This window comes from Fibrella aestuarina BUZ 2 (genome assembly GCF_000331105.1).
In the GTDB taxonomy this organism is placed as follows: domain Bacteria; phylum Bacteroidota; class Bacteroidia; order Cytophagales; family Spirosomataceae; genus Fibrella; species Fibrella aestuarina.
Map to the genome: position 1 here is coordinate 6,552,092 of NC_020054.1, position 22,606 is coordinate 6,574,697.

35 protein-coding genes are annotated in these 22,606 nt (G+C 53.8%); 5 read left to right on the plus strand and 30 right to left on the minus strand.

The features are described from left to right. Positions 1–45 precede the first annotated feature (45 nt). The 26 genes from rpsK to rplC form a co-directional block, all read right to left on the minus strand. Positions 46–441, minus strand: coding sequence for a 30S ribosomal protein S11 (gene rpsK / locus FAES_RS27135; protein WP_015334412.1), 396 nt, complete (start codon positions 439–441; stop codon positions 46–48). A gap of 132 nt (positions 442–573) precedes the next feature. After that, entirely contained in the window at positions 574–951 is a 378-nt protein-coding gene (gene rpsM, locus FAES_RS27140) for a 30S ribosomal protein S13 (protein ID WP_015334413.1), read from the minus strand. 6 nt (positions 952–957) lie between these two features. Next, positions 958–1,074 carry a type B 50S ribosomal protein L36 gene (ykgO, locus tag FAES_RS29825; protein WP_009284800.1) on the minus strand — a complete coding sequence of 39 codons (117 nt, stop codon included), beginning with the start codon at positions 1,072–1,074 and terminating at the stop codon, positions 958–960. A 110-nt stretch (positions 1,075–1,184) separates the two neighbouring features. Further along, positions 1,185–1,403, minus strand: coding sequence for a translation initiation factor IF-1 (gene infA, locus FAES_RS27145; RefSeq protein ID WP_009284801.1), 219 nt, complete (start codon positions 1,401–1,403; stop codon positions 1,185–1,187). A gap of 7 nt (positions 1,404–1,410) precedes the next feature. After that, the gene (gene map, locus FAES_RS27150; RefSeq protein WP_015334414.1) at positions 1,411–2,241 is read right to left on the minus strand and encodes a type I methionyl aminopeptidase; all 831 of its coding nucleotides are present in this window, start codon (positions 2,239–2,241) and stop codon (positions 1,411–1,413) included. A 4-nt stretch (positions 2,242–2,245) separates the two neighbouring features. Then, positions 2,246–3,559 carry a preprotein translocase subunit SecY gene (secY, locus tag FAES_RS27155; protein ID WP_015334415.1) on the minus strand — a complete coding sequence of 438 codons (1,314 nt, stop codon included), beginning with the start codon at positions 3,557–3,559 and terminating at the stop codon, positions 2,246–2,248. Between the two features lie 26 nt (positions 3,560–3,585). Further along, complete coding sequence (gene rplO / locus FAES_RS27160; RefSeq protein ID WP_015334416.1) at positions 3,586–4,065, minus strand: 50S ribosomal protein L15; 480 nt, start codon at positions 4,063–4,065, stop codon at positions 3,586–3,588. A 15-nt stretch (positions 4,066–4,080) separates the two neighbouring features. Next, entirely contained in the window at positions 4,081–4,260 is a 180-nt protein-coding gene (gene rpmD / locus FAES_RS27165) for a 50S ribosomal protein L30 (RefSeq protein ID WP_015334417.1), read from the minus strand. A gap of 12 nt (positions 4,261–4,272) precedes the next feature. Next, positions 4,273–4,788: a 30S ribosomal protein S5 gene (gene rpsE / locus FAES_RS27170; protein ID WP_015334418.1), complete on the minus strand. Its 516-nt coding sequence runs from the start codon at positions 4,786–4,788 to the stop codon at positions 4,273–4,275. A gap of 4 nt (positions 4,789–4,792) precedes the next feature. After that, positions 4,793–5,143 (minus strand): 50S ribosomal protein L18, encoded by a 351-nt coding sequence (gene rplR, locus FAES_RS27175; protein ID WP_015334419.1) that lies wholly within the window; start codon positions 5,141–5,143, stop codon positions 4,793–4,795. A 30-nt stretch (positions 5,144–5,173) separates the two neighbouring features. Next, positions 5,174–5,731 (minus strand): 50S ribosomal protein L6, encoded by a 558-nt coding sequence (gene rplF, locus FAES_RS27180; RefSeq protein WP_015334420.1) that lies wholly within the window; start codon positions 5,729–5,731, stop codon positions 5,174–5,176. A gap of 15 nt (positions 5,732–5,746) precedes the next feature. Further along, entirely contained in the window at positions 5,747–6,145 is a 399-nt protein-coding gene (gene rpsH, locus FAES_RS27185) for a 30S ribosomal protein S8 (RefSeq protein WP_015334421.1), read from the minus strand. 77 nt (positions 6,146–6,222) lie between these two features. Next, entirely contained in the window at positions 6,223–6,492 is a 270-nt protein-coding gene (gene rpsN, locus FAES_RS27190; RefSeq protein ID WP_015334422.1) for a 30S ribosomal protein S14, read from the minus strand. Positions 6,493–6,501: 9 nt separating this feature from the next. Beyond that, positions 6,502–7,062: a 50S ribosomal protein L5 gene (gene rplE / locus FAES_RS27195; RefSeq protein ID WP_015334423.1), complete on the minus strand. Its 561-nt coding sequence runs from the start codon at positions 7,060–7,062 to the stop codon at positions 6,502–6,504. Between the two features lie 42 nt (positions 7,063–7,104). Further along, positions 7,105–7,446, minus strand: a complete 342-nt coding sequence (gene rplX, locus FAES_RS27200; RefSeq protein ID WP_015334424.1) for a 50S ribosomal protein L24 — start codon at positions 7,444–7,446, stop codon at positions 7,105–7,107. Positions 7,447–7,461: 15 nt separating this feature from the next. Next, positions 7,462–7,830, minus strand: coding sequence for a 50S ribosomal protein L14 (gene rplN, locus FAES_RS27205; protein ID WP_015334425.1), 369 nt, complete (start codon positions 7,828–7,830; stop codon positions 7,462–7,464). A gap of 6 nt (positions 7,831–7,836) precedes the next feature. Beyond that, positions 7,837–8,157 (minus strand): 30S ribosomal protein S17, encoded by a 321-nt coding sequence (gene rpsQ, locus FAES_RS29830; RefSeq protein ID WP_015334426.1) that lies wholly within the window; start codon positions 8,155–8,157, stop codon positions 7,837–7,839. Positions 8,158–8,176: 19 nt separating this feature from the next. Next, positions 8,177–8,371, minus strand: a complete 195-nt coding sequence (rpmC, locus tag FAES_RS27215) for a 50S ribosomal protein L29 (protein WP_015334427.1) — start codon at positions 8,369–8,371, stop codon at positions 8,177–8,179. A 19-nt stretch (positions 8,372–8,390) separates the two neighbouring features. After that, a complete protein-coding gene (gene rplP, locus FAES_RS27220) occupies positions 8,391–8,819 on the minus strand; it encodes a 50S ribosomal protein L16 (protein ID WP_015334428.1) in 429 nt (142 codons plus the stop codon). Between the two features lie 77 nt (positions 8,820–8,896). Continuing rightward, positions 8,897–9,766 (minus strand): 30S ribosomal protein S3, encoded by an 870-nt coding sequence (gene rpsC, locus FAES_RS27225; RefSeq protein ID WP_015334429.1) that lies wholly within the window; start codon positions 9,764–9,766, stop codon positions 8,897–8,899. Between the two features lie 5 nt (positions 9,767–9,771). Next, complete coding sequence (gene rplV, locus FAES_RS27230; RefSeq protein WP_041258436.1) at positions 9,772–10,164, minus strand: 50S ribosomal protein L22; 393 nt, start codon at positions 10,162–10,164, stop codon at positions 9,772–9,774. 79 nt (positions 10,165–10,243) lie between these two features. Beyond that, positions 10,244–10,522 carry a 30S ribosomal protein S19 gene (rpsS, locus tag FAES_RS27235; protein WP_015334431.1) on the minus strand — a complete coding sequence of 93 codons (279 nt, stop codon included), beginning with the start codon at positions 10,520–10,522 and terminating at the stop codon, positions 10,244–10,246. A 7-nt stretch (positions 10,523–10,529) separates the two neighbouring features. Next, positions 10,530–11,357, minus strand: coding sequence for a 50S ribosomal protein L2 (rplB, locus tag FAES_RS27240; protein WP_015334432.1), 828 nt, complete (start codon positions 11,355–11,357; stop codon positions 10,530–10,532). Positions 11,358–11,391: 34 nt separating this feature from the next. Next, positions 11,392–11,679 carry a 50S ribosomal protein L23 gene (gene rplW, locus FAES_RS27245; RefSeq protein WP_015334433.1) on the minus strand — a complete coding sequence of 96 codons (288 nt, stop codon included), beginning with the start codon at positions 11,677–11,679 and terminating at the stop codon, positions 11,392–11,394. Positions 11,680–11,682: 3 nt separating this feature from the next. Then, positions 11,683–12,312: a 50S ribosomal protein L4 gene (gene rplD, locus FAES_RS27250; protein ID WP_015334434.1), complete on the minus strand. Its 630-nt coding sequence runs from the start codon at positions 12,310–12,312 to the stop codon at positions 11,683–11,685. A gap of 6 nt (positions 12,313–12,318) precedes the next feature. Next, positions 12,319–12,939, minus strand: a complete 621-nt coding sequence (gene rplC, locus FAES_RS27255; protein ID WP_015334435.1) for a 50S ribosomal protein L3 — start codon at positions 12,937–12,939, stop codon at positions 12,319–12,321. Between the two features lie 513 nt (positions 12,940–13,452). Here rplC and FAES_RS27260 point away from each other — a divergent pair. Then, positions 13,453–13,929: an anthrone oxygenase family protein gene (locus FAES_RS27260; RefSeq protein ID WP_015334436.1), complete on the plus strand. Its 477-nt coding sequence runs from the start codon at positions 13,453–13,455 to the stop codon at positions 13,927–13,929. A gap of 301 nt (positions 13,930–14,230) precedes the next feature. Then, on the plus strand, positions 14,231–15,715 hold the full coding sequence (locus tag FAES_RS27265; protein ID WP_015334437.1) for an alpha-amylase: 1,485 nt from the start codon (positions 14,231–14,233) through the stop codon (positions 15,713–15,715). A 73-nt stretch (positions 15,716–15,788) separates the two neighbouring features. Here FAES_RS27265 and FAES_RS27270 read toward each other — a convergent pair whose 3' ends face one another. Beyond that, positions 15,789–16,754, minus strand: a complete 966-nt coding sequence (locus tag FAES_RS27270; RefSeq protein ID WP_015334438.1) for a YheT family hydrolase — start codon at positions 16,752–16,754, stop codon at positions 15,789–15,791. A 118-nt stretch (positions 16,755–16,872) separates the two neighbouring features. On the opposite strand from FAES_RS27270, the gene FAES_RS27275 reads away from it, so the two are divergent. From FAES_RS27275 to FAES_RS27285, 3 genes are read left to right on the plus strand one after another with little or no spacing between them, the layout of a single operon-like run. Further along, positions 16,873–17,313: a hypothetical protein gene (locus FAES_RS27275; RefSeq protein ID WP_041258437.1), complete on the plus strand. Its 441-nt coding sequence runs from the start codon at positions 16,873–16,875 to the stop codon at positions 17,311–17,313. A gap of 38 nt (positions 17,314–17,351) precedes the next feature. Next, positions 17,352–18,398 (plus strand): proline iminopeptidase-family hydrolase, encoded by a 1,047-nt coding sequence (locus FAES_RS27280; RefSeq protein WP_015334440.1) that lies wholly within the window; start codon positions 17,352–17,354, stop codon positions 18,396–18,398. A 2-nt stretch (positions 18,399–18,400) separates the two neighbouring features. After that, on the plus strand, positions 18,401–18,997 hold the full coding sequence (locus tag FAES_RS27285) for a Crp/Fnr family transcriptional regulator (protein ID WP_015334441.1): 597 nt from the start codon (positions 18,401–18,403) through the stop codon (positions 18,995–18,997). Positions 18,998–19,130: 133 nt separating this feature from the next. Here the strand turns inward: FAES_RS27285 and FAES_RS27290 are convergent, their stop codons facing one another. From FAES_RS27290 to FAES_RS27300, 3 genes are all read right to left on the minus strand, one after another. Further along, complete coding sequence (locus FAES_RS27290) at positions 19,131–20,192, minus strand: class I SAM-dependent methyltransferase (RefSeq protein ID WP_041258438.1); 1,062 nt, start codon at positions 20,190–20,192, stop codon at positions 19,131–19,133. Between the two features lie 151 nt (positions 20,193–20,343). Next, positions 20,344–21,207: a dienelactone hydrolase family protein gene (locus FAES_RS27295; protein WP_015334443.1), complete on the minus strand. Its 864-nt coding sequence runs from the start codon at positions 21,205–21,207 to the stop codon at positions 20,344–20,346. Next, positions 21,204–22,502, minus strand: coding sequence for a metallophosphoesterase (locus FAES_RS27300; RefSeq protein WP_015334444.1), 1,299 nt, complete (start codon positions 22,500–22,502; stop codon positions 21,204–21,206). Before FAES_RS27300 ends, FAES_RS27295 begins: the two co-directional genes overlap by 4 nt. Positions 22,503–22,606 lie beyond the last annotated feature (104 nt).

Below are 22,606 nucleotides of genomic sequence, written 5' to 3' on the forward strand. Positions count from 1 at the left end.
TTTGGCTCGGCTAAAAGCGGTAAACAAAAAACTGCAAACTAATTATTAGACGCGACGACGCTTCGGAGGACGGCAACCGTTGTGGGGCAGCGGCGTGATGTCGCGGATCGTTGTTACTTCGATACCCGTGTTCTGAATGGTACGAATAGCTGACTCACGACCAGCACCGGGGCCTTTTACGAACACTTCTGCTTTACGCATGCCGAGTTCGTGGGCAACCTGAGCACAGTTCTGAGCGGCCGTTTGGGCAGCATACGGCGTGTTCTTTTTAGAACCCCGGAAACCCATCTTACCAGCCGATGCCCATGAGATCACCTGACCGTTCATGTTGGTGATCGAAATAATGATGTTGTTGAACGTGGCCCGGATGTGAACCTGACCAACCGACTCCACAACGACGACCCGCTTCTTAGCTTTGTCTTTACGTTTTGCTTGTGCCATTTGCTTAGATAATCGTCATTACAATCAAGCAGTCATCTGTTGTCATTGATAGTCATTTGTCGAAAGCACGATACTATACGATAAATGACTACTTACTGACCATAAATGACGTTTCAACTAATGACCGTTGACTTATTTCGTTGCTTTCTTCTTGTTGGCAACCGTCTTACGCTTCCCTTTCCGGGTCCGTGAGTTGTTCTTGGTTTTCTGACCACGAACCGGCAGACCTTTCCGGTGACGCAGACCCCGGTAGCAACCGATGTCCATCAACCGTTTGATGTTGAGCTGCACCTCAGACTTCAATGCACCTTCAACTTTAAACTCTTCGCTGATAATGTTACGGACGGCGTTCGACTCTTCGTCATTCCATTCAGCTACTTTCTTATTCGCGTCAACACCAGCTTTAGTCAGGATCGTCACGGCTGCACTCCGGCCAATGCCGAAGATGTAAGTCAATGAGATCGCGCCACGCTTTTTGTCGGGAATATCAACACCTGCGATACGTGCCATGTGTGCTTAACCTTGTCTTTGTTTGTAACGGGGATTCTTTTTGTTGATCACGTACAGCTTCCCTTTCCGACGGATCACGATGCAGTCTTCACTGCGCTTCTTGATGGATGCTTTAACCTTCATGGTTTGAATTTGAGTCTACTTTCCAAAATTCACTGTTAAACGTCGACACGCTCTAAGCTTGCGCCAATAAGCCCGGCGACGTTGACCGATGAACTTTAAACCGTAAACGTCTATTTGTACCGGTACACAATCCGCGCCTTACTCAAATCGTAAGGCGACATCTCCAACTTTACACGGTCACCAGGCAAAATCTTGATGTAGTTCATCCGCATCTTGCCCGAAATGTGTGCAATCACTTCATGCTTGTTGGCCAGTTCAACCCGAAACATTGCGTTTGACAAAGCTTCGAGAATTACGCCATCCTGCTCAATCGAATTCTGTTTTGCCATATAGCTGTTAAGCCGCTACTGCGGCACTCAACTCGATTTCCATGTTGGTTCCCGCCGTAACCGCTTCGATGTATTCGAACGTGGTTAGTATGTCGGCCTTCCCCCGGCGCACGGCCACCGTATGCTCAAAATGAGCCGATGGCTTCCGATCCATTGTCCGGATCGTCCAGCCATCTTTCTCCTGGACCACGCTTTTCTTACCAAAGTTGATCATTGGCTCGATGGCAATGACCATACCTGACTTGAGCTTGACACCCTGACCACGCTTTCCATAGTTCGGCACTTGTGGTTCCTCGTGAAGGGTTTCGCCCACCCCGTGACCCACCAATTCGCGAACGACGGTGTACCCGTGATGCTCGGCATAACTCTGTACGGCGTAACCGACATCACCAATCCGGTTGCCGTCGATCGCTTTTTCAATACCCTTGTAGAGCGACTCTTTCGTCCGAAGCAGCAACTTGCGAACACCCAGACTCACCTCACCTACCGGGTACGTATAAGCACTGTCGGCATGGAACCCGTGCTGGAAAACCCCACAGTCGACCGAAATGATGTCACCATCTTTCAACTCATACTGACTTGGAAAGCCATGCACGACAACGTCATTTACGGAGATACACAACGCACCAGGAAAGCGAGTAGGCGTACCGTTATTAAAATTCAGGAACGAGGGAATGCCGCCATTATCCTTGATGAACGTCTGGGCAACCGTATCCAGTTCCTTCGTAGTAATACCAGGACGGATCAGCTTGGCAACCTCGGCGTGTGTCTTTCCTAACAACTGACCGTTCTGCCGGATGATCTCGATTTCTTCGTCGCTGCGTAAGGTAATCGTCATTGTTTTAAACAGTCACGCCTTCTGTGCGGCCTTTAACCCGACCCGACTGCATCAGACCTTCGTAACGACGCATCAGCAGATAGCTTTCAATCTGTTGCAACGTATCCAACACCACACCCACCATAATCAGCAGCGACGTACCCCCGAAGAAGGAAGCAAATGCTGACGTCATACCAAGCTGGCTAGCAAACGAGGGCAGAATAGCCACAACCGCCAGCATAACCGCACCGGGTAACGTGATATGATCGAGCACCGTACCGATGTATTCAGACGTAGCAAGACCCGGTTTAACGCCCGGAATAAACCCACCACTCCGTTTCATATCATCGGAGATCTGCGTCGGGTTTACCGAGATAGCCGTGTAGAAGAACGTAAAGACGATAATTAAGAAGGCGAACAGCAGGTTGTAGGGCCACGACGTGTAATCCTGAAACAAGCTATTCAATGTGGCCATCGTTTCGCTCTTCTCAGCCCCCATCTGGAAGACAAAGCCAGGAATGAACATCAACGCCTGCGCGAAGATGATCGGCATTACACCGGCAGCGTTCAGCTTGAGTGGTAAGTATTGCCGTTGACCACCGACAACTTTATTACCGACAACCTGCTTGGCGTATTGAATCGGAATCCGGCGTACAGCCTGTGTTAACAAGACGGCACCCATGATCACGAAAAACAGCGCCACCATTTCTAGGAAGAAAATGAAGATTGACGACGTACCCCGTGATTGCGCTTCACCAATGATTGCACCCGGGAGACGCGATACGATCCCGATCATGATGATCATGGAAATACCGTTACCGATGCCTTTATCCGTGATACGCTCGCCCAACCACATGCAGAAGATGGTACCGGCCGTGAGCACAAACACCGAAGAAATGGTGAAGAGCGTACGGTCGATTAACAAGGCTTCAGCAGGGATGGTCGTCCGAATGTATGTTATGGCCTGAACAGCCGTTACGGCAATCGTGAGCACCCGAGTGATCTGGTTCAGCTTTTTACGACCTGATTCGCCTTCCTTCTGCATTTTCTGGAAATACGGAAGCGCCAGCGTCAGAAGCTGAATGGCGATCGATGCCGAGATATACGGCATGATACCCAACGCAAAAATCGATGCCTTGCTGAAGGCACCGCCAACAAAAGCGTCTAGCAGGCCTAATAGTCCGTTCGTCTGTACATTCAGTCGCGACGGATCGGCACCAGGGAGCACAATATGCGTACCCAGCCGGAAGACCGTTATAAACAAAAGAGTGTTGAGGATACGTGTCCTCAACTCCTCAATTGAAAAGATATTCTTAATAGTCTCGATGAAACGGTTCATACAACTTGTACGCGGCTACCGATAGGTTAGTTCGAGGCTTCTTCTTTTTTGGCTACTTGCTCAATGACCGTTACGGTCCCGCCTGCTTTTTCAATAGCTTCTTTCGCAGCTACCGAGAAGGCGTGGGCCGTTACGTTAAGAGCAGTCGTTACCTCACCACGGCTCAATACTTTGATGAGGTCATTCTTGCCAGCGAAACCATGTTCGCGCAGGAATGCGAAGTCAATAACGGTTGCATTAGCATCCGTAGCCAATGCCTGAAGCACATCAAGGTTGATAGGCTTGTATTCAACACGCGTCGGGTTTTTGAAGCCAAACTTAGGCACACGACGCTGAAGGGGCATCTGACCACCTTCAAAGTTCAATTTGCGGCTGTAGCCAGAGCGTGATTGAGCACCTTTGTGGCCACGAGTTGAGGTTCCGCCTTTTCCGGAACCTTGACCGCGACCGACTCGCTTGCGCTCTTTAACTGACCCTTTTGCCGGCGTTAGATTACTGAGATTCATTGTCAGTTATGAAATTTAAATTTCTTCAACAACAACCAGGTGTTCCACTTTGCGGATGACACCAGCAATCGACGGATTGTATTCCAGCTCGATGCTCCGGTTGATCTTGCCCAGACCCAGTGACTGGATCGCCAGTTTCTGCGTCTTAGGGCGTTTGATGGTACTACGTACCTGAGTGATGCGTACCCGTGCCATGTTTCGTCTTGATTAACCGTTGAACACTTTCTTCAATGAAACCTGACGCTGGAAGGCAACCTGGTGAGGCAGACGCATCTTGATCAGTGCGTCGATCGTTGCTTTCACCACGTTGTGCGGGTTCGACGAGCCTTTCGACTTCGCCAATACGTCGTGGATACCGGCGCTCTCCAGAACGGCGCGCATAGCACCACCTGCAATTACACCCGTACCGGGGGCTGCCGGCTTAACCAGTACGAACCCACCGCCAAAGCGGCCTTCCATCTCGTGGGGTACTGTACGCTTCAGCAGAGGCACCTGAAACAGGTTCTTCTTCGCGTCTTCAACACCCTTCGTGATTGCGTCCGTTACTTCGTTGGCTTTGCCCAGACCGTAACCAACCACGCCGTTGCCATCACCTACTACGACAATCGCCGCGAAGCTGAAGCGACGACCACCTTTTACTACCTTGGCTACCCGGTTGATCGCTACTACGCGTTCTTTCAGGTCAGCCTCGTTTACTTTTGAAGGTCTTACGTTCGATACCATTCTGTTAGAAATTGAGGCCACCCTCCCGGGCACCGTCGGCTAAAGCTTTCACTTTGCCGTGATACAAATAGCCGTTCCGGTCGAAAACCACCGACTGTACATTTTGAGCAGCAGCTTTTTCGGCGAGCCGCTGACCCACTTTCTTCGCCGTGTCAACGGTGAAACCACTCACCTCTGTCTTCAACTCTGCGGATGAAGCCGATACTAGCGTCCGGCCAGCTTCATCATCGATGATTTGAGCGTAGATCGCCTTGTTTGAGCGAAATACAGTGAGACGGGGGCGGGTTGGCGTGCCGGATACTTTTGCCCGGATGCCAAACTTAATCCGCTGACGTCTTTCTTGTTTAGTTGCCATGTTATTTGATACCGACCAAATGGGCACCGATTACTTCTTACTTGCTGATTTACCCGCTTTCCGGCGAACAACTTCACCCACAAACCGGATACCTTTCCCTTTGTAAGGCTCAACTTTGCGCAGTGAACGGATTTTGGCCGCCACATCGCCCAGCAGTTGCTTGTCGCTACCTTCCAGGGACACTTTAGGGTTCTGCCCTTTTTCGGTCAGGGTCGTCACTTTAATCTCCGAGGGAATAGCCAGGAAGATGTTGTGTGAATAACCGAGGTTCAGTTCCAGAATGTTGTTATTCACGGATGCTTTGTAACCAACCCCGATAATTTCGAGGTCAAGTTTAAAGCCAGTGCTAACGCCCGTCACCATGTTGTTGACCAGCGCGCGGTACAAGCCATGCATGGCTTTGTGGCGCTTCTGATCAGTGGGGCGGGTTACCTTCACCTGCGTACCGTCCAGCGATACGGTGATATCCCGGTCGATAGGCTGCGAGAGGCTACCTTTAGGGCCTTTCACCGTGACCACGTTATCAGCATCTACTGACAGCGTTACGGCTGAAGGCAGTTCAATTACTTTATTACCTACGCGTGACATAGTGCTCTTTCGATCTTAATAAACGTAACACAACACCTCACCGCCTACGTTGAGCGTCCGCGCTTCTTTGTCGGTCATTACGCCTTTCGACGTAGAGACGATCGCAACACCAAGGCCATTCAGGATGCGGGGCATCGAGGTGGCACCGGTGTACTGACGCAGACCTGGGCGGCTTACCCGTTGCAGATCAACAATAGCTGGCTGCTTCGTGGTCGGGTTGTATTTCAACGCAATCTTGATGGTACCTTGAGGACCCGTCTCATCGAACTTGTAGTTCTGAATGAAACCTTTGTCGAAAAGCACCTTCGTGATTTCTTTTTTGATATTGGATGCAGGGATCTCAACCACCCGGTGCTTGGCACGGATGGCGTTTCTGACGCGGGTCAAAAAGTCTGCAATCGGATCTGTATTCATTTCTGCAAGGAGTTACTTGCTTGCCTGTTTTCGAAAAAGGCTTGCAAAAGTACGGAAACTGTTTGAGAAATAAAACCTTACCAGCTTGCCTTCGTTACACCCGGAATCTTACCTGCGCTGGCCATCTCGCGGAAGGTTACGCGCGAGATACCGAACTTACGCATGTAGCCACGAGGACGGCCAGTCAGTTTGCAACGGTTGTGCAACCGTACCGGCGAGGCATTACGCGGCAATTTGTCTAAGCCAACATAATCGCCTGCGGCCTTCAGAGCAGTCCGCTTTGCTGCGTATTTAGCAACCAGAGCCTGGCGCTTACGCTCTCTGGCTTTGAGTGATTCTTTTGCCATGGTTCGTTTTTATTTTTTGCTGCTGTCGGCAAACGGAAGACCCAGACCGCGCAGCAATTCGATGCTTTCAGCATCAGTATTAGCCGTTGTCACAAACGTGATATCCATACCTGAGATACGAGCCACTTTATCGATGCTGATCTCGGGGAAGATAATTTGCTCTTTCACACCGAAGGTATAGTTACCCCGGCCGTCAAAGCCTTTGTCGCTGATGCCTTTGAAATCGCGAACGCGGGGCAGCGCCACCGAGGTCAGACGATCCAGGAACTCATACATCCGGTCACCGCGCAACGTTACTTTCGCACCGATCGGCATACCTTCACGGAGCTTAAAGTTTGATACGGCTTTCTTAGCAATCGTGGCAACGGCCCGCTGACCCGTGATGGTCGTCAGTTCGTCAACGCCAACGTCAACCAGTTTCTTGTCAGCGACGGCGGCACCGATGCCTTTGTTTACAACGATTTTGGTAAGCCGGGGAACCTGCATCGCCGATTTGTAGGCGAACTTCTCCTTCAGCTTATCGACAACCTCGTTTGCGTATTTCTCTTTCAATCGTGGCGTGCTTGCCATGTCTTTGTCCGTTTAATGTGTTTGGTCGAACACAACTGGGCGTTAGATGAGGTTGTTGGTCTTCTTAGAGAAGCGCTGCAACTTACCTTTATCGTTCAGGCGACGACCCGTGCGGGTAGGCTCGCCAGTAGCCGGATCAACCAGCATCAGGTTGCTGATGTGAATCGTGCCCTCTTCTTTCCGCAGTTCACCCTGGGGTGTCTGTGCCGTCGGCTTGATGTGTTTCGTGATCATGTTCACGCCTTCCACCTTAGCCCGGTCTTTGTCGCGGAGCACTTCTTTCACTACGCCCCGCTGGCCTTTGTGGTTCCCAGAAATCACAACAACGGTGTCACCCGACTTGATGTGGAATTTGTGAGGAACAACTACTTTTTTCTTTTCCATCTTGTATCGTCTGGTTTAGATAACCTCCGGGGCCAGCGAAACGATCTTCATGAACTGCTTCTCGCGAAGTTCGCGAGCTACAGGGCCGAAGATGCGCGTACCGCGCGGTTCATCGTTGTTGTTGAGCAACACGGCTGCGTTGTCTTCAAAGCGGATATATGAACCGTCTTTCCGACGTACTTCCTTCTTTGTCCGAACGACAACGGCTTTCGATACCGTGCCTTTCTTCATGTTGCTTGAGGGGATGGCTGCTTTCACCGTCACGACAATCTTGTCGCCCAGCGATGCATAACGTTTGCCTGTACCGCCCAGCACCCGGATCACCAGCACTTCTTTCGCACCGCTGTTGTCCGCAACACCTAATCTTGATTCCTGCTGTACCATGGCTCGTTACTTCGCTTTTTCGATGATTTCAACTAACCGCCAACGCTTATTCTTGCTCAACGGGCGGGTCTCCATGATCCGAACCGTGTCGCCGATACCGCACTCGTTGTTCTCGTCATGTGCCGTGAACTTCGTGGTGCTGGTCATAAATTTACCATACTTGGTGTGCTTCTCTTTCCGGTCAACGGCAACGGTGATGGTCTTCTGCATTTTATTGCTCGTTACCTTTCCGATCCGCTCTTTCCGGGCACCCCGCTGAGCGGTAGTCTGCTCAACTGCTGCCGCCTTTTCTGCCTGCGGCTGGGTTTGCTCTTGTTGTGATTCCATAGCGATGCGTGGCTATTGATTAGGCCTGGGTTTGCTTCTGGGTTAACTCCGTATACAACCGGGCAATCAGTTTGCGACTTTCACGAATCCGCATAGGGTTCTCGATGGGAGATACCGCGTGGGCAAACGTGAGCTTTTGCAATTGCGATTTTTCGGCACTGATCTGCTCCTGGAGCTGCTCGACCGACAGGGCTTTGATTTCTGCTTTTTTCATGGCTTATCGTGCGTCCTGCTTATGCCTCTTCTTCTTGATAATCCCGGCGAACGATGAATTTCGTACGAACGGGTAGTTTCTGGGCGGCTAACCGCAGCGCCTCCTGAGCGGTTTCGAGGGGAACACCAGTGGCTTCGAACATAATCGTGCCAGGCTTCACAACGGCTACCCAATACTCGGGGGCACCTTTACCTTTACCCATCCGCACCTCAGCGGGCTTCTTGGTAATCGGCTTATCGGGGAAAATACGAATCCATACCTGGCCTTCACGTTTCATCGCGCGGGTAACCGAGATACGGGCGGCCTCGATCTGACGGGCGGTGATACGGCCCGGTTCGAGGGATTTGATACCGAAAGTACCGTAGGCGATCTGGTGGCCGCGTGTAGCGAGCCCCTTGATGCGGCCTTTCTGCATCTTCCGGAATTTGGTTCTTCTTGGCTGTAACATTGCTGTTATAGTGAGTTAAGAAATCGTAGGTTGGTTCAGGTACGTTGGCCTAAGGCCGCCCTACGATTCGCTGATGTCTATCGACGACCACCGCCGCCACGGTTATTGCCACCGCCACGGTTGTTGGTATTGCCACCGCCGCGGTTATTGTTGTTGTTGCCACCGCGATCATTGCTGTTGCGGTCACGGCCACGGCCACCCCGATCGCCACCGCGCTCATCGCCACGGTCGCGACCCCGACGGTCGCCACGATCTGAGCTTCCACCCGCCCGGTCACCAGCCGAAGCTTGCGACATCAGAGCAGCCGGCGACAGGTCGCGCTTGCCATACAACTCACCTTTGAAGACCCATACTTTGATGCCGATCTTACCGTATACGGTTTGCGCTTCAGACAGGGCGTAATCGATGTCGGCGCGAAGGGTGTGCAGGGGCACACGGCCTTCTTTGTATTGCTCTGAGCGGGCAATTTCAGCACCACCCAGCCGGCCCGATACTTTCACTTTGATGCCTTGGGCACCAACGCGCAGCGCCGAGTTGATCGCCTGCTTCATGGCACGACGGAACGAGATCCGCGCTTCCAGCTGCTGAGCGATGGCTTCACCAACCAGCTTCGCGTCGATTTCAGGACGTTTGATCTCGAAGATGTTGATCTGGACGTCTTTGCCCGTGATCTTTTTCAGTTCTTCTTTGATCTTATCGACTTCACCGCCCCCTTTACCGATCACGATACCCGGGCGGGCCGTATGAATCGTCAGGGTGATACGCTTCAGGGTACGCTCAATCACAACGCGGGCGATAGCTCCTTTCGGAATACGCGCCGAGATGTATTTGCGGATTTTCTGGTCTTCAACAAGTTTGTCCGAGAACTCCTTGCCGCCATACCAGCTCGAATCCCATCCTTTAACGATGCCGAGCCGGAGACCTACTGGATTAATTTTCTGTCCCATTCGATTTATGCGTTTTCAGATGACTCGGTTGCGGTTTCAACTGCTTCCAGGCCCTGCACCTTGCTATCGATGACGATAGTGATGTGGTTCGACCGCTTCCGAATCCGGTGGCCGCGACCTTGCGGAGCAGGGCGCAGACGCTTCAGCATCGTGCCACCATCAACGAAAATCGTTTTGATGTACAGGTCGGCGTCTTCGATGCGCTCGTTTTCGTATTTCTGTTGCCAGTTGGCCACTGCTGAAAGAAGGACTTTTTGCAGTACGGCAGCACCGGCTTGCGGTTGGAACCGCAGAACACCCAACGCCCGGCTTACGCGCTGACCCCGAATCAAATCGGCGATCAACCGCATTTTGCGCGGTGATGAGGGTACATTTTTAAGCTTAGCTATTGCTTCCATGTTTCTTTGGCGTGGAGCGTGGGGCTTGGGGCGAGGGGTCTTCATAACCCGTAGCCTTAGGCCCTAAGCCCCGTGCTTTTTACCGTTTGCCTTTGTCTTTCTTAGCCGTGTGACCACGGAAGTTGCGAGTTGGTGAGAACTCACCCAGTTTGTGACCAACCATGTTCTCGGTCACGTAGACCGGAACAAACTTATTGCCATTGTGCACAGCAAAGGTGTGGCCCACGAAATCCGGAGAGATCATTGACCGGCGTGACCAGGTCTTGATCACCGATTTTTTGCCCGATTCGTTCAGCACCTCCACTTTCTTGTCGAGGCGGAAGTCAATGTATGGGCCTTTCTTTAAGGAACGTGCCATTTACTGCTTACTTTTTACGACGGCTGATGATCAATTTGTTAGACGGGTTCTTCCTGCTGCGAGTCTTCTGACCTTTGGCAAACTGACCGTTGCGTGAGCGCGGGTGACCACCTGAGGCCCGACCTTCGCCACCACCCATCGGGTGATCGACCGGGTTCATGGCTACAGGACGTGTGCGCGGCCGACGACCCAGCCAACGTACCCGACCGGCTTTGCCCATCGTCACGTTCATGTGGTCGGAGTTTGATACCGTACCTACCGTTGCCAGGCAGGTATTCAGTACCCGGCGCGTTTCGCTTGACGGCAGACGCAGAACAGCGTAACGCTCTTCACGAGCTACCAGCTGCGCATACGTACCGGCCGAACGAGCCATTGAGGCACCACGGCCCGGCTGCAATTCGATCGCGTGAACGATCGTACCGATTGGCATCTTGCCCAGCGGCAGCGTGTTGCCAACGTCGGGGGTTACACCGTCCAGGCCCGACCGTACGATCTGACCAACGGTGATGCCTTGCGGCGCGATGATGTACCGCTTTTCGCCGTCTTCATACTGCACCAGTGAGATACGGGCCGAACGGTTCGGATCATACTCAACCGAGAGTACGGTAGCAGGCATATCGAATTTATCGCGTTTGAAGTCGATAATCCGGTACATGCGTTTGTGACCACCGCCGATGTAGCGCATGGTCCGGCGGCCTGAATCATTCCGGCCACCTGATTTTTTGAGAGGTTCCAGCAGGCTCTTTTCAGGCTTATCGGTCGTCAGCTCCTTGAAATCGGGAGCAACCCGGAAGCGCATGCTTGGCGTTACTGGTCTTAATTTTCTTACACCCATGATAGTGTTCGGTTTGTCAGCCTATGGGATGAGGCTATAGGTCTCCGTAAATGTCGATCACTTCGCCTTCAGCGACGGTCACGATGGCTTTCTTAACGAGCGGGGCACGGCCCGAAACAACGCGCCCGTTAATGTTTTTTGACCGCTTCTTGCCGAGGGTCCGCATGGTGTTAACGCTTGTCACGTTTACGCCATACAGTTGCTCAACGGCCTGAGCAATCTGAATTTTATTGGCTTTCGGATCAACCGCGAAGGCGTATTTGCCCAGCTTGTTCTGAGCGGACATCTTCTCGGTGACGATCGGTCTTTTCAATACGTCCATGATTTAGTTCGCTAAGAGGGTTTGCAGTTTATCCAGCGCCTCGGTGCTGATCAGCAGTTGGTCGGCGTTCATCAGATCGTAGGTGTTCACCTGCGAAGCCGTCATGACACGGGCTTTCTGAACGTTACGGCTCGACTTTACTACGTTGGTATCAACGTCGGGCAGAATGAGCAGCGTCTTCTTGTCGGCCAGCGACAGAGCGCTCAGGAAGGCTACGTAATCTTTGGTACGGGGCGCGTCGAAGGTGAAGCTTTCCAGTACCGATACGTTGTTGGCCTGTGCTTTTGCAGCCAGTGCCGAGCGGCGGGCAAGCGCCTTTACTTTCTTGTTCAGTTTGAACGAGTAATCACGGGGGCGAGGACCAAATACGGTACCACCACCGATGAAGACAGGCGACTTGGCGCTACCGGCGCGGGCGCCGCCCGTACCTTTCTGCTTCTTGAGTTTCCGGGTCGAGTGGGCACTCTCGGCACGCTCTTTCGTTTTGTGCGTACCCTGCCGCTTATTGGCCAGGTGCTGCTTAACGTCCAGGTAAATCGCGTGCGTGTTCGGCTCGATTCCGAAAATGGCATCCGACAACTCGACTTTCTTGCCGGTGTCTTCGCCTTTGCTGTTATATACGATGACTTCCATGACGGCCTATTTCTCGATAATGACGAATGAGTTTTTAGCACCCGGTACTGAACCACTCACAACGAGCAGGTTCTGATCGGGCATCACACGCAGCACGCGCAGGTTTTGCACCGTTACGCGGTGACCGCCCATCCGGCCAGCCATGCGCAACCCTTTAAACACACGCGAGGGGAACGAGCAGGCCCCGATTGAACCCGGGTGCCGCTGCCGGTTGTGCTGACCGTGTGTCTGGCCACCAACCCCGCCAAAACCATGGCGCTTTACTACACCTTGGAAACCCCGTCCCTTAGCCGTACCGACTACGTCGACGAAATCCCCCTCACCGAATACGTCGCCCACTTGCAACGTAGTGCCCAGATCAAATGACTGCTCGAATTCTTTGAATTCAACCAGCTTGCGCTTGGGCGTCGTGTTGGCCGCTTTGAAGTGGCCCAACATCGGCTTGTTGGTGTTCTTTTCTTTCTTTTCGCCGAAACCCAATTGGATAGCTTCGTAGCCATCCTTGTCCTTGGTGCGGACTTGGGTAACGACACAGGGACCAGTTTCAATTACCGTACATGCCAGAGCCTGCCCGTCCGCATTGTACACACTGGTCATCCCGATCTTTTTACCAATTAAACCAGACATTATCTGTTAGTTAAAAGCAGGTGAACGATTGATTAAACTCGTACGGAGCGCCGTACCGCCCAAAACGGGAGCGCAAAAGTAGAAAAAAGGAGTCGCTTATCCAACGGTCTGTTTTTCAGGCACAAAAAAAGAGGTCAGCTATGAACGTACCTGACCTCCTAGGGCCTATGGCAACAATGTGCGCACCGCCCTGAAAAAATCAGATGTGGTTTCCGTTCAGGACCTTCACCCGCTTCTATGTCGTTTCCTTTTGCTATCGCATTTGGGACTGCAAAAGTAGTTATTTATTATCGAAAAACATTGAGAATGAGAAAAATTTTCCAGAATCTGTTGGATGCTACTTCCCACGTACCCAGCGGCTTTGGCTCAGACCAATACTCATCGTGACTAAGGTTCGTCGGGCGGGTAGCCAGCTTTATTGGCTGTAAGCCTAGGTTCACGCTCATTTGGCGGTATCAGGCCTGCCGAAAGCGTAGGTTTGACGAGTCGATCAATCGTTAACAGGCCAATCACATGAGTCAACTTCCTACGTTCTTCCTACTACTTTTCATCGTGAACCTCGGCATCGCCTTTGGAGCCGGGCTCTACGAAACCCGCATCGTTTTGCCCCTGTGGTTTCAGCCTCAATCAGGCGTGGGCTACCGGGTGGATACAGCAGCCATGCAACGAATGGACGTAGGCCGACGCTTTTGGGGCTTTGTTACTACCATGCCTTTATCGGTACTTACGCTGGTCAATCTGTATTACGCGTATCAGTCTCATCCGCCACAACAAACCTGGTGGTTGATGGCGTCCCTGCTGATGCTCATCGAGCGCATCGGCACCTTTGCCTTTTTTATCCCGACGGCGATCCGACTGGAAAAAGCTAACTCGATGGATGCATCGACCGCATCGCGGTTGAGTCGGCTCTGGATGCGGGCTAACTACGGGCGCAGTGGACTCAACTTGTTAGGTTGGCTGTTTGCGCTAAAAGCTTTTAGTCTTTGCTAGCGCAAGCCGCACCACGTACACATGACTATCGGCTCATGCATACCACTTTTTGATTGTGGTCAGCCAGGCACGGTAGCTACCAGGTACCACCTTTCGAGCAAATCTGTTAGCTGCCGTACCCAACTAACTCGTAATCAGCTTTTCACGAGAGTGCCTATTGACACATGAATGACCACTTTAGTGTTCATATATAAAGTGGGACGCGGTCGTTTCAGCCAAATGGTAGTATTGGACGATTTTGTTGCACTGGTTTTACCGGCAGCAAATCGCTTATACCCTTAACCATTTAACAAACGAACGCATGAGAGTCGCACTTTCAGGAGTAACCCTATTAGGAACAATAGGCCTGTTTCTAACGTCTTGCGAACCACAGGTCGCGCCCGAGTTTCAACCCAAGGTAAGTAACGCACGCGCTGCTGCGCCAGTCGTCAATGGCGTGATGATGCAGGGCTTCTATTGGAACGTACCCAAAACGACCACGGCCGGTACGTGGTGGCAAAACCTGGCAGCCAAAGCCACCGAGCTTCAAACAGCCGGTATCACGGCCCTCTGGATTCCGCCTGCTTACAAGGGCGGGAGCGTCGACGATGTTGGCTATGGCGTGTATGATCGCTACGACCTGGGCGAATTCAACCAGAAAGGTACGGTAGCTACCCGCTATGGAACATTGGCTCAGCTTCAATCGGCCATTACGGTGCTGCACAGCAAGAACATTCAGGTCTATGAAGACATGGTGATGAACCACCTGACCTGGGCTGATTATACGGAAAACCGCAACAATGAGAATATCTATACGGGCTTCTCTTATCCAGGCCGCAACAATACATACAGCGCTTATAAGTGGAATGCTACGCTCTTCAGCGGGTACCAGCGCGGCGACGGCTCCTGGAATCAGTGGCAGCCCTGGGATTTTGCCTCGTATAACAACGGCGATGCCTACGACAATTTGCTGGGCTGCGAAATCAAGTACAACAACGGGGTCGGCAGTAATTCGGCAGCTAACGAGACCATTACCTGGGGCAACTGGATCACCACCAAGCTGGGCCTCGACGGATACCGGCTCGATGCCACAAAACACATCTACACGCCTTTCCTGAACAACTGGCTCGATCAGGTGAAAACCACATCCCGCTTCGCCGTCTCGGAAGCCTGGTTCAATAATGTGCAGTGGCTACAGGATTACGCCGCCGCTACGGGTGGGCGCACCAGCCTGTTCGACGTACCGCTCCACTACACGTTTGTGAACATGAGCAACGGCAATGGGGCCTGGGATATGCGGGGGCTGGCCTTCGCGGGGTTCACCGAAGCCAATGGCTCGCTATCGGTCTCGTTTGTTGACAACCACGATACCGATGCGCCTTCCGGTGGGCTGCGCTCGCCGGTGGTTAACCTGAAAATGCTGGCCTACGCCTACATCTTGACCCGCGACAAAGGGTATCCCTGCGTGTTCTACCGCGATTATTACGAGTATGGGCTGGGCGCACAGATCAAAAAGCTGATCGACATTCGGAAGGCCAATGGCTACGGATCGGGTTACGAGTACACCAGCGTAAACGACGCCGACGTCTATGTGTACTCGCGGGCGGGCGATACGACCCACAAGGGCATGCTCGTCATGCTGAACGACGGCAGCGGCGCCAGCACAAAAGGCGTAACAACCCCCTTCAAAAACGCAACACTGACCGACAAAACCGGCAACCGTACCGGCACGGTAACCACCAACGCCAGCGGTTTTGGTAGCTTCCCCGTCAATGGCCGTAGTTATTCGGTCTGGGTACCGAATTGAGGAGTTTGAAGTCTAAAGTTTGAGGTTTAAGGTAGCTGACACAGGAGTAGATCGTGTCAGCCAACCTTAAACCTCAAACGCCATTAGCAAATGCCAGCGCCCGCCGTTCGGCGTAGGTGTGCAAGTCGCCGTTGAGCATGAAACCGACGTGGCCACCGAGGGGCGGCGTTTCAACATACAGGTTATCCATCCGCCGGGCCAATTCGTGCGGAAAACACTCCGGCGACAGCAGCGGGTCGTTTTGGGCGTTCAGAATCAGGGCCGGAATGGCGAGGGTGTCAACAAAGCGGATGGCCGATGCCTGCGTGTAAAAATCATCGGCGTCGCGATACCCATTGACGGGCGCCGAAAAGGCATCGTCGAAGTCTTTCCACCAACGTACCTGACCCTTCCGGGACAGATCGAGCCGGCCGGGAAACTGCTGGGCTTTGTAGCTGATCTTCGCCCAGAGCTTTTTCATAAACCGATTGCGGTAAAATCTATTCCGGGGCAAATCGAGCAACGGCGCACTGGTGATCAGATTCACGGGGGCCGAAACGGCAACGACCTGTTTGACCGCCGCGGGCAATTGCGCGCCCATCACACTGGCATATTTCAGCGAAATATTGCCACCCATGCTGTAGCCCACCAGCACCACCTGTTCGTAGGCCTTCTGTGCCAGCGCGTGAGCAATTACGTCGCCGATGTCGCCAATTTCGCCGTGGTTATACAGCCTGAACGCCCGGTTCATTTCACCGCTACACGACCGGCAATTCCAGGCCAGCACATCAAATCCAGTATCGTGGAATAACTTGGCGGTGCCTTTTATGTAATGCCGGTGGCTGTCGCCTTCAAGGCCGTGCGTAAGCACCACCAGTTTTAAATGCTGCGGTTTGCGGAGCCAGTCGAGGTCGATGAAATCGCCGTCGCTCAGGGTGAGGCGTTCCCGGTTGTAGACGATGCCCGGAATGCGGCGCGTCAGGCTGGGTACGATGGTTTGCATGTGCCCATTGTATTGAAAACGCGGCGGACCCGGATACGTAGAAAGCAAAGAAGGCATTAGTCGTTATTGATTGTCAGCACAACGCGGCCGACACCGTAGCTGTTTATCTGTGCAAACGAGTCGGGGCTTTGTTAGTTATAAGGAAACCACCATCTACGATCGCTTCCACCTTATCATGAAACTCACCATTGCCAAATATATATCAGTCGCGTTGGCCAGCATGCTAAAGTTTATCGGCGGCCCGTTGGCGGGGCTGGCGCTGAAGCTGCCCTGGTTTGAGACGGCGCTCTGCACGCTGGCCGGTATGATGATCAGCGTGTTTCTGGTCGTATTCGCCGGTACAGCCCTTAACCAGATCATGCAACGCTACCGGAGAGTCACGCCCCGCCGGTTTACTCGACGTACCCGGCTGGCCGTACGGATCTGGAAACGCGCCGGTCTGGCGGGCATCGCCCTGCTGACGCCCCTCCTACTGACGCCCATCGGTGGAACGGTACTGGCCGTTTCGTTTCGCGTGCCGCCCGTCCGTATTTTGCTGGCTATGCTTGCCAGTGGCTCGTTCTGGGGCGTCGTACTCACCCTGATTACCTACCAGTTACCGGGTCTGTTCAGGTAGCCTGTTTTGGCGTATCTTGTCGGAAACAAGCCTTTCCTATGCTTTCCGCTACGATACGCCTGGCCTTACCGCTACTGAGCCTGCTGGCCCTGCTCGGCTGCCAGCAAACCACATCGTCCACCAACGAAGCGTCGACTTATACGCAATCGCCGGAAACGGGCGTCCGCACGGGCGGGGTTCGGGTCATTCCCATCAAAACACCCTCAGGTACGTTCAACGTCTGGACGAAGCGGGTGGGCAACAACCCGCGAATGAAAGTGCTGCTCCTGCATGGCGGCCCCGGCGGCAATCACGTTTTGTTTGAGTCGTTCGAGAGCTATTTCCCCGCCGAGGATATCGAATTTTATTACTACGATCAGCTTGGCTCGCTCAATAGCGATCACCCTGCCGACAGCACGCTCTGGCAAACGCCCCGCTTTGTGGAGGAAGTGGAGCAAGTACGTCAGGCGCTGGGGCTGACCAACGACAATTTTTACCTCCTGGGCCACAGCTGGGGCGGCATTCTGGCGACGGAATACGCCTTGAAATACCAGCAACACCTGAAAGGCCTCATCATCAGCAACATGATGAGCAGTTGCCCCGAATACGGCAAGTATGCCGAAGAGGTCTTGGCCAAACAGATGGCCCCAAAGGTGTTGGCCGAAATCAGGGCCATCGAAGCCCGAAACGACTTCGCGAATCCACGCTATATGGAGTTGTTGACGCCCAATTTTTATCAGCAACACGTTTGTCGGCTAAAACCCTGGCCGAACGCCTTCGACCGGGCGTTTCCGCAGATGAACAGCACCGTGTACACGCTCATGCAGGGGCCGTCGGAGTTTGGCATTTCGGGGCGGTTGGCCAAGTGGGATCGTCGCGCCGACTTACCCAAGATCAATGTACCTACGCTCACCATCGGCGGCGCACACGACACCATGGATCCGAAACACATGCAATGGATGGCCACGCAGGTTAAAAATGGCACGAGCCTGACCTGCCCCGACGGCAGCCATTGCAGCATGTGGGATGATCAGCCACATTATTTCCCCGGTTTGATCAAGTTTATCAAAGGCGTGGATGCGGGTCAGACAAAGAACATTCTGTAACCATGACGCCAGCCGCTGATTTTACGCCGTTGCGGCGAGCAGTGGAGCAGTTTACCACTCTGACCGCCGCCGACTGGGCCCTGCTGGAACCGCACCTGCGCATCGAGTCGATTCAGAAACACGCCCTGTTTGCCGAAGAAGGCAAGCGGGCCGATACTATTGCGCTGGTGCTGGAAGGGTCATTCCGGCAGTTTTACACTAAAGACGGCGACGAACGAACGACGTATTTCTTTTTCGAAAACCACCTGATGAGCGCCTACATCAGTTGCTTCACGGGCCAGCCTTCGCAGCTGACGATCGAGGCGCTCAGCAATGGACGCTACATCGCGTTTCCGTATTCGGTCATGGCGGCGTTGTTTGAACGCAGCATGGCCTGGCAACGGTTTGGCCGACGCATCAGCGAGTATGCACTGAAGGGACTGGAAGACCGGATGGTGGGCCTGCTCACCCAAAGCCCCGAAGAGCGATACGTGGCGCTGCTCGAAAGCAACAAGAAGAAGATCATCGAGCGCATTCCGCAACACTACATCGCCAACTACCTCGGCATCACGCCCGTCAGCCTGAGCCGCATTCGGGCGAGGGTGATGAATGTACAATGAAGGATGTATAAGGTACAATGGCCTATCGGCGGATTACTGCTGACGCGAAGCCATTATACATCATACATCCTTCATCATACATCCTTCATTATACATTCCTTAGCCAAACGAAGCACCACTTAGGCGACCGGGGTTACGGCTTGGCCCCAATGACCATCGCCCGGCCCGGCATCGTCCGGTAGGTGACAACCTTGCCCGTTCGTAGGTCGGCGTCGCGCTGCCACGATTGGATTTCGGCGATCGAGTAGTTGCCGGCCGTACTTGTCAGGCCGTAAAACAGGTCGGTGGAACTACCGACGAGTTCGGGCGATGCACCGGTTTCAGGCCGGATAAATTCATTCACGATGTAGATTCCGCCGGGTTTGAGCGCCTGCGCCACACGCCGGGCTACGTCCCGATTCTGGTCGGGCGTGAAATGGTGCGCCAGACTCGACATCAGCACCAGATCGTATTGGGCTTCGCCGAAGTCATCGGTCAGGGCATTGCCAGGTACGTGCCTGACCCGGTCGCCCATGCCCAGACGAGCGAGCAGTGGCGCGGCCTGCTCGATGGCGGCGGGTAGGTCGATAATTGTCGATGCCAAGCCAGCGTATCGTTTGCAGAGCGCTACCGAGTGCTGCCCGTGCGAGCCCCCAATGTCGAGCATCTGGGTACGTTGTTCACGACGCAATGCTTTGGGCACCGGCGCACGACGGCCAAACTCCTTCGCTTCGCTGCCACTCGCGGCTACCATCGCCTGCTGGTAGTAGTTCCACTGCTCGGGGTTGAGGTGGTCGTGGTAGTGAATGCCTTCGCCCGTTTCCAGGTACGTCCCAAGCTTATCGAGCCAGGGCCACATCACCCGGTTGTTGAACAGCATCATGCCGTAGACCGACTCCGGCTCGTGCTTGAGGGTCCACTTGCGGGCCATCCGGGTGAGGGTGAAGCGCCCGTCGTGGTATTCAAAGTAGTCAAGGGCCGTCAGCAGGCCGAGCAATTCGCCCGTCGCTTTTGGGTTGAGCTTGCAGTGTTGCGCGATGGCGTCGGTGGTGATATGCCCTTCCGCAACGGCGTCGAACACCCCTTTGTCGGCGGCTTCTAGCACAGCCTTACTGATAACAGGCATAATCTGCGCGTGCAACAGCGGCACCGGCACCATGTTGGCCCGTAAGGCAATCCACTCCAGCGGATTGTCGGGCGAAATCGTTAATTGCATAGGATGGGGGCTGGTCTCTAACGGCCAAGCGGTCCGTCGCTGTGGGTCCAGTGCTCCATGATGACTGGCGCACACACTTTTTGCACCGGTCATCATGGAGCACTGGACCCGCAGCGGCGGACCGCTTGGCCGTTGAACCTTAAACCCAGTTTTAGGCTTTCAGCCGGTCTTTGAGGTAGCTCAGCGACCGTTTGTAGGCATCAGTAGCGGCGGTTTTGTCGTAAACGGGATTGCTCGGATTGGCAAAACCGTGATCGGCTTCGTAACGAACCACCTCGATTTTCTCACCCGCCTTTTTCATGTTGGCCTCAAACGTATCAACGACTTGCGGGCCGATAGCCTTGTCTTTGTTACCGAAAATACCCAGCACGTCGGTGTCGAGCGCTTTCAGCTTCTCGACATCCTGCTCGGGGAAGCCGTAATACATCACGCAGCCTTTGGCCTGTTTGCCTTCCAGCATGGCCGACTGCAACGACAGGCTTCCGCCAAAGCACCAGCCCACGCTGGCGATTTCGGCTTTCGGACCAGCATACGCAATGGCCCCTTTCATGATCGCCCCCAGCCGGGCCTTGTCGGCGCCCTGCATCAGTTTGGCGGCTTCGGTGCGTTCGGTGGCCACTTTGCCATCGTACATGTCCACAGCCAGCACGTTTACGTTCTTAAGGTCATTGTAGAACGACTCCGCCTGTTGCTTGATGTTGTCGTTCAGGCCCCACCACTCCTGGTACACCAGCAGCCATTTGTCGGACGGTTTTTTAGATTTCAGCAGAAAACCGTTGGCCGTTTTGCCATCGGGAGTCTGGAACGTCATCATTTCACCCGCTTTCGACGTGTAGTGAAACGGCACCGGGTTTTCGTGCAACGCCTGGAAGGCCGGATCGCCCGCCAGCAACTGCATGTGGGCTACACCGCAGAGGGGAATATTAGGCGCAGGTACGTTGGTATCTGGCGTGTTTTTTTTGGGTGCTGTCCAAAGGGTCAGCAGCGATAGAATGGTAGCGAGAATTGTTTTCATGCGGTTTTTAACGTGAAGATTGTAATCTCGGGCAAGATGCCTACGCGGCCCGGATAACCAATATAGCCATAACCCCGATTCACATATAAGGTTTGCTGCCCGCCCGCCGTCGTGGGCTCGGTATACAGCCCGGCCCACTGCCGGTAAAAATACTTCACCGGGCTCCACTTGTAATCGCCCACTTCCACCCCGAATTGCGCGCCATGCGTGTGGCCGCTGAAGGTCACGTCGATATCGGTGAATTTTGGCCGGATTTCGGCATCCCAGTGCGTCGGGTCGTGCGAAAGCAACAGTTTGACGGGATAATCGGCCGCCCCCTGATAGGCTTTGGCCAGGTTACCCGCCCGTAGTGCCGCGGGGCCGAAGCCCAGGTTCTGCACACCAATAATAGCGAGCTTATCGCCGCCCTGGGTCAGGATGTGGTTTTCGTCCATCAACGGATTCCAGCCCATCAGCTTGTGGGCCTTTACTACGTTGAGCACGTTCTGGCGCTGCGCCTCGGGGCTGGGCCACTTCACATAAGCGCCGTAATCGTGGTTGCCGAGAGTCGAGAAAACGCCCAGCGGCGCTTTCACCTTGTTGAAAATATCGATGTACTCATTCACCTCGTCGGCCCGGCTGTTGACCAGATCGCCCGTAAAAAAGACGAGGTCCGGCTTTTCGCCCAGCAGCATATCGACGCCGCCCTTTACAGCCGTTTTGTTAAAGAAGCTCCCCGAGTGAATATCCGACAGTTGAGCGATGGTGAGGCCGTCGAAGCTGCGGGGCAGGTTTTTCAGCGGCAGCGTGATCCGGCGGATGCGGTAATCATGCGCCCCCGAAATAATGCCGTACGAAAAAGCCACCAGCGGGATCGTGCCCGCCGCTACGGCCGTTTTGATCAGGAAATCGGAGCGCGTGATGGTGTTGTCGCGGGGCGGAGCGGCCATATCGACCGTTGTTGATTTGGATGGGCTCAACGTACCACCAACCACCTGCGTCCAGATCCAGCACACAAAGCGAACAATGTCGCCGATGAAGAGGAAAATGACCGAGATGAACTTGGAGAAATAGGTAATGGCCACAAACGACATCAGCATGGTGCGGGTGACGCGCCCGAGCGAATCGACCGGGGCCAGTTGCAGTAACAGGTACGTAGCAACGGTAAGCGCCGATAAGCCCCAGAATGCCCAGCCTACCGCCCGTTGCGTGCTCTCCGACGAAGCCCGTAATAAAAAGCGAATAGCCTGATATACATAAAGATCGATCAGCAGGAAAGCGCCGATCAGCAGAAAACCAACGAGGGTCCGGTTCATGAAGGTGAGTCTGTCGTTTAGGCTTCTACAAAAACACGCAGCCTATTGTTTCGCTGCCACCAAAATCTGGGTCAGATTGGCCAGAAACACAGGGAGCAACCCCC

Excerpts from the sequence above, each read along its gene's own strand:
- rpsK (WP_015334412.1), bottom strand. The coding sequence starts at position 441 with ATGGCACAAGCAAAACGTAAAGACAAAGCTAAGAAGCGGGTCGTCGTT.
- rpsM (WP_015334413.1), bottom strand. The coding sequence starts at position 951 with ATGGCACGTATCGCAGGTGTTGATATTCCCGACAAAAAGCGTGGCGCG.
- ykgO (WP_009284800.1), bottom strand. The coding sequence starts at position 1,074 with ATGAAGGTTAAAGCATCCATCAAGAAGCGCAGTGAAGACTGCATCGTG.
- infA (WP_009284801.1), bottom strand. The coding sequence starts at position 1,403 with ATGGCAAAACAGAATTCGATTGAGCAGGATGGCGTAATTCTCGAAGCT.
- map (WP_015334414.1), bottom strand. The coding sequence starts at position 2,241 with ATGACGATTACCTTACGCAGCGACGAAGAAATCGAGATCATCCGGCAG.
- secY (WP_015334415.1), bottom strand. The coding sequence starts at position 3,559 with ATGAACCGTTTCATCGAGACTATTAAGAATATCTTTTCAATTGAGGAG.
- rplO (WP_015334416.1), bottom strand. The coding sequence starts at position 4,065 with ATGAATCTCAGTAATCTAACGCCGGCAAAAGGGTCAGTTAAAGAGCGC.
- rpmD (WP_015334417.1), bottom strand. The coding sequence starts at position 4,260 with ATGGCACGGGTACGCATCACTCAGGTACGTAGTACCATCAAACGCCCT.
- rpsE (WP_015334418.1), bottom strand. The coding sequence starts at position 4,788 with ATGGTATCGAACGTAAGACCTTCAAAAGTAAACGAGGCTGACCTGAAA.
- rplR (WP_015334419.1), bottom strand. The coding sequence starts at position 5,143 with ATGGCAACTAAACAAGAAAGACGTCAGCGGATTAAGTTTGGCATCCGG.
- rplF (WP_015334420.1), bottom strand. The coding sequence starts at position 5,731 with ATGTCACGCGTAGGTAATAAAGTAATTGAACTGCCTTCAGCCGTAACG.
- rpsH (WP_015334421.1), bottom strand. The coding sequence starts at position 6,145 with ATGAATACAGATCCGATTGCAGACTTTTTGACCCGCGTCAGAAACGCC.
- rpsN (WP_015334422.1), bottom strand. The coding sequence starts at position 6,492 with ATGGCAAAAGAATCACTCAAAGCCAGAGAGCGTAAGCGCCAGGCTCTG.
- rplE (WP_015334423.1), bottom strand. The coding sequence starts at position 7,062 with ATGGCAAGCACGCCACGATTGAAAGAGAAATACGCAAACGAGGTTGTC.
- rplX (WP_015334424.1), bottom strand. The coding sequence starts at position 7,446 with ATGGAAAAGAAAAAAGTAGTTGTTCCTCACAAATTCCACATCAAGTCG.
- rplN (WP_015334425.1), bottom strand. The coding sequence starts at position 7,830 with ATGGTACAGCAGGAATCAAGATTAGGTGTTGCGGACAACAGCGGTGCG.
- rpsQ (WP_015334426.1), bottom strand. The coding sequence starts at position 8,157 with ATGGAATCACAACAAGAGCAAACCCAGCCGCAGGCAGAAAAGGCGGCA.
- rpmC (WP_015334427.1), bottom strand. The coding sequence starts at position 8,371 with ATGAAAAAAGCAGAAATCAAAGCCCTGTCGGTCGAGCAGCTCCAGGAG.
- rplP (WP_015334428.1), bottom strand. The coding sequence starts at position 8,819 with ATGTTACAGCCAAGAAGAACCAAATTCCGGAAGATGCAGAAAGGCCGC.
- rpsC (WP_015334429.1), bottom strand. The coding sequence starts at position 9,766 with ATGGGACAGAAAATTAATCCAGTAGGTCTCCGGCTCGGCATCGTTAAA.
- rplV (WP_041258436.1), bottom strand. The coding sequence starts at position 10,164 with ATGGAAGCAATAGCTAAGCTTAAAAATGTACCCTCATCACCGCGCAAA.
- rpsS (WP_015334431.1), bottom strand. The coding sequence starts at position 10,522 with ATGGCACGTTCCTTAAAGAAAGGCCCATACATTGACTTCCGCCTCGAC.
- rplB (WP_015334432.1), bottom strand. The coding sequence starts at position 11,357 with ATGGGTGTAAGAAAATTAAGACCAGTAACGCCAAGCATGCGCTTCCGG.
- rplW (WP_015334433.1), bottom strand. The coding sequence starts at position 11,679 with ATGGACGTATTGAAAAGACCGATCGTCACCGAGAAGATGTCCGCTCAG.
- rplD (WP_015334434.1), bottom strand. The coding sequence starts at position 12,312 with ATGGAAGTCATCGTATATAACAGCAAAGGCGAAGACACCGGCAAGAAA.
- rplC (WP_015334435.1), bottom strand. The coding sequence starts at position 12,939 with ATGTCTGGTTTAATTGGTAAAAAGATCGGGATGACCAGTGTGTACAAT.
- FAES_RS27260 (WP_015334436.1), top strand. The coding sequence starts at position 13,453 with ATGAGTCAACTTCCTACGTTCTTCCTACTACTTTTCATCGTGAACCTC.
- FAES_RS27265 (WP_015334437.1), top strand. The coding sequence starts at position 14,231 with ATGAGAGTCGCACTTTCAGGAGTAACCCTATTAGGAACAATAGGCCTG.
- FAES_RS27270 (WP_015334438.1), bottom strand. The coding sequence starts at position 16,754 with ATGCCTTCTTTGCTTTCTACGTATCCGGGTCCGCCGCGTTTTCAATAC.
- FAES_RS27275 (WP_041258437.1), top strand. The coding sequence starts at position 16,873 with ATGAAACTCACCATTGCCAAATATATATCAGTCGCGTTGGCCAGCATG.
- FAES_RS27280 (WP_015334440.1), top strand. The coding sequence starts at position 17,352 with ATGCTTTCCGCTACGATACGCCTGGCCTTACCGCTACTGAGCCTGCTG.
- FAES_RS27285 (WP_015334441.1), top strand. The coding sequence starts at position 18,401 with ATGACGCCAGCCGCTGATTTTACGCCGTTGCGGCGAGCAGTGGAGCAG.
- FAES_RS27290 (WP_041258438.1), bottom strand. The coding sequence starts at position 20,192 with ATGCAATTAACGATTTCGCCCGACAATCCGCTGGAGTGGATTGCCTTA.
- FAES_RS27295 (WP_015334443.1), bottom strand. The coding sequence starts at position 21,207 with ATGAAAACAATTCTCGCTACCATTCTATCGCTGCTGACCCTTTGGACA.
- FAES_RS27300 (WP_015334444.1), bottom strand. The coding sequence starts at position 22,502 with ATGAACCGGACCCTCGTTGGTTTTCTGCTGATCGGCGCTTTCCTGCTG.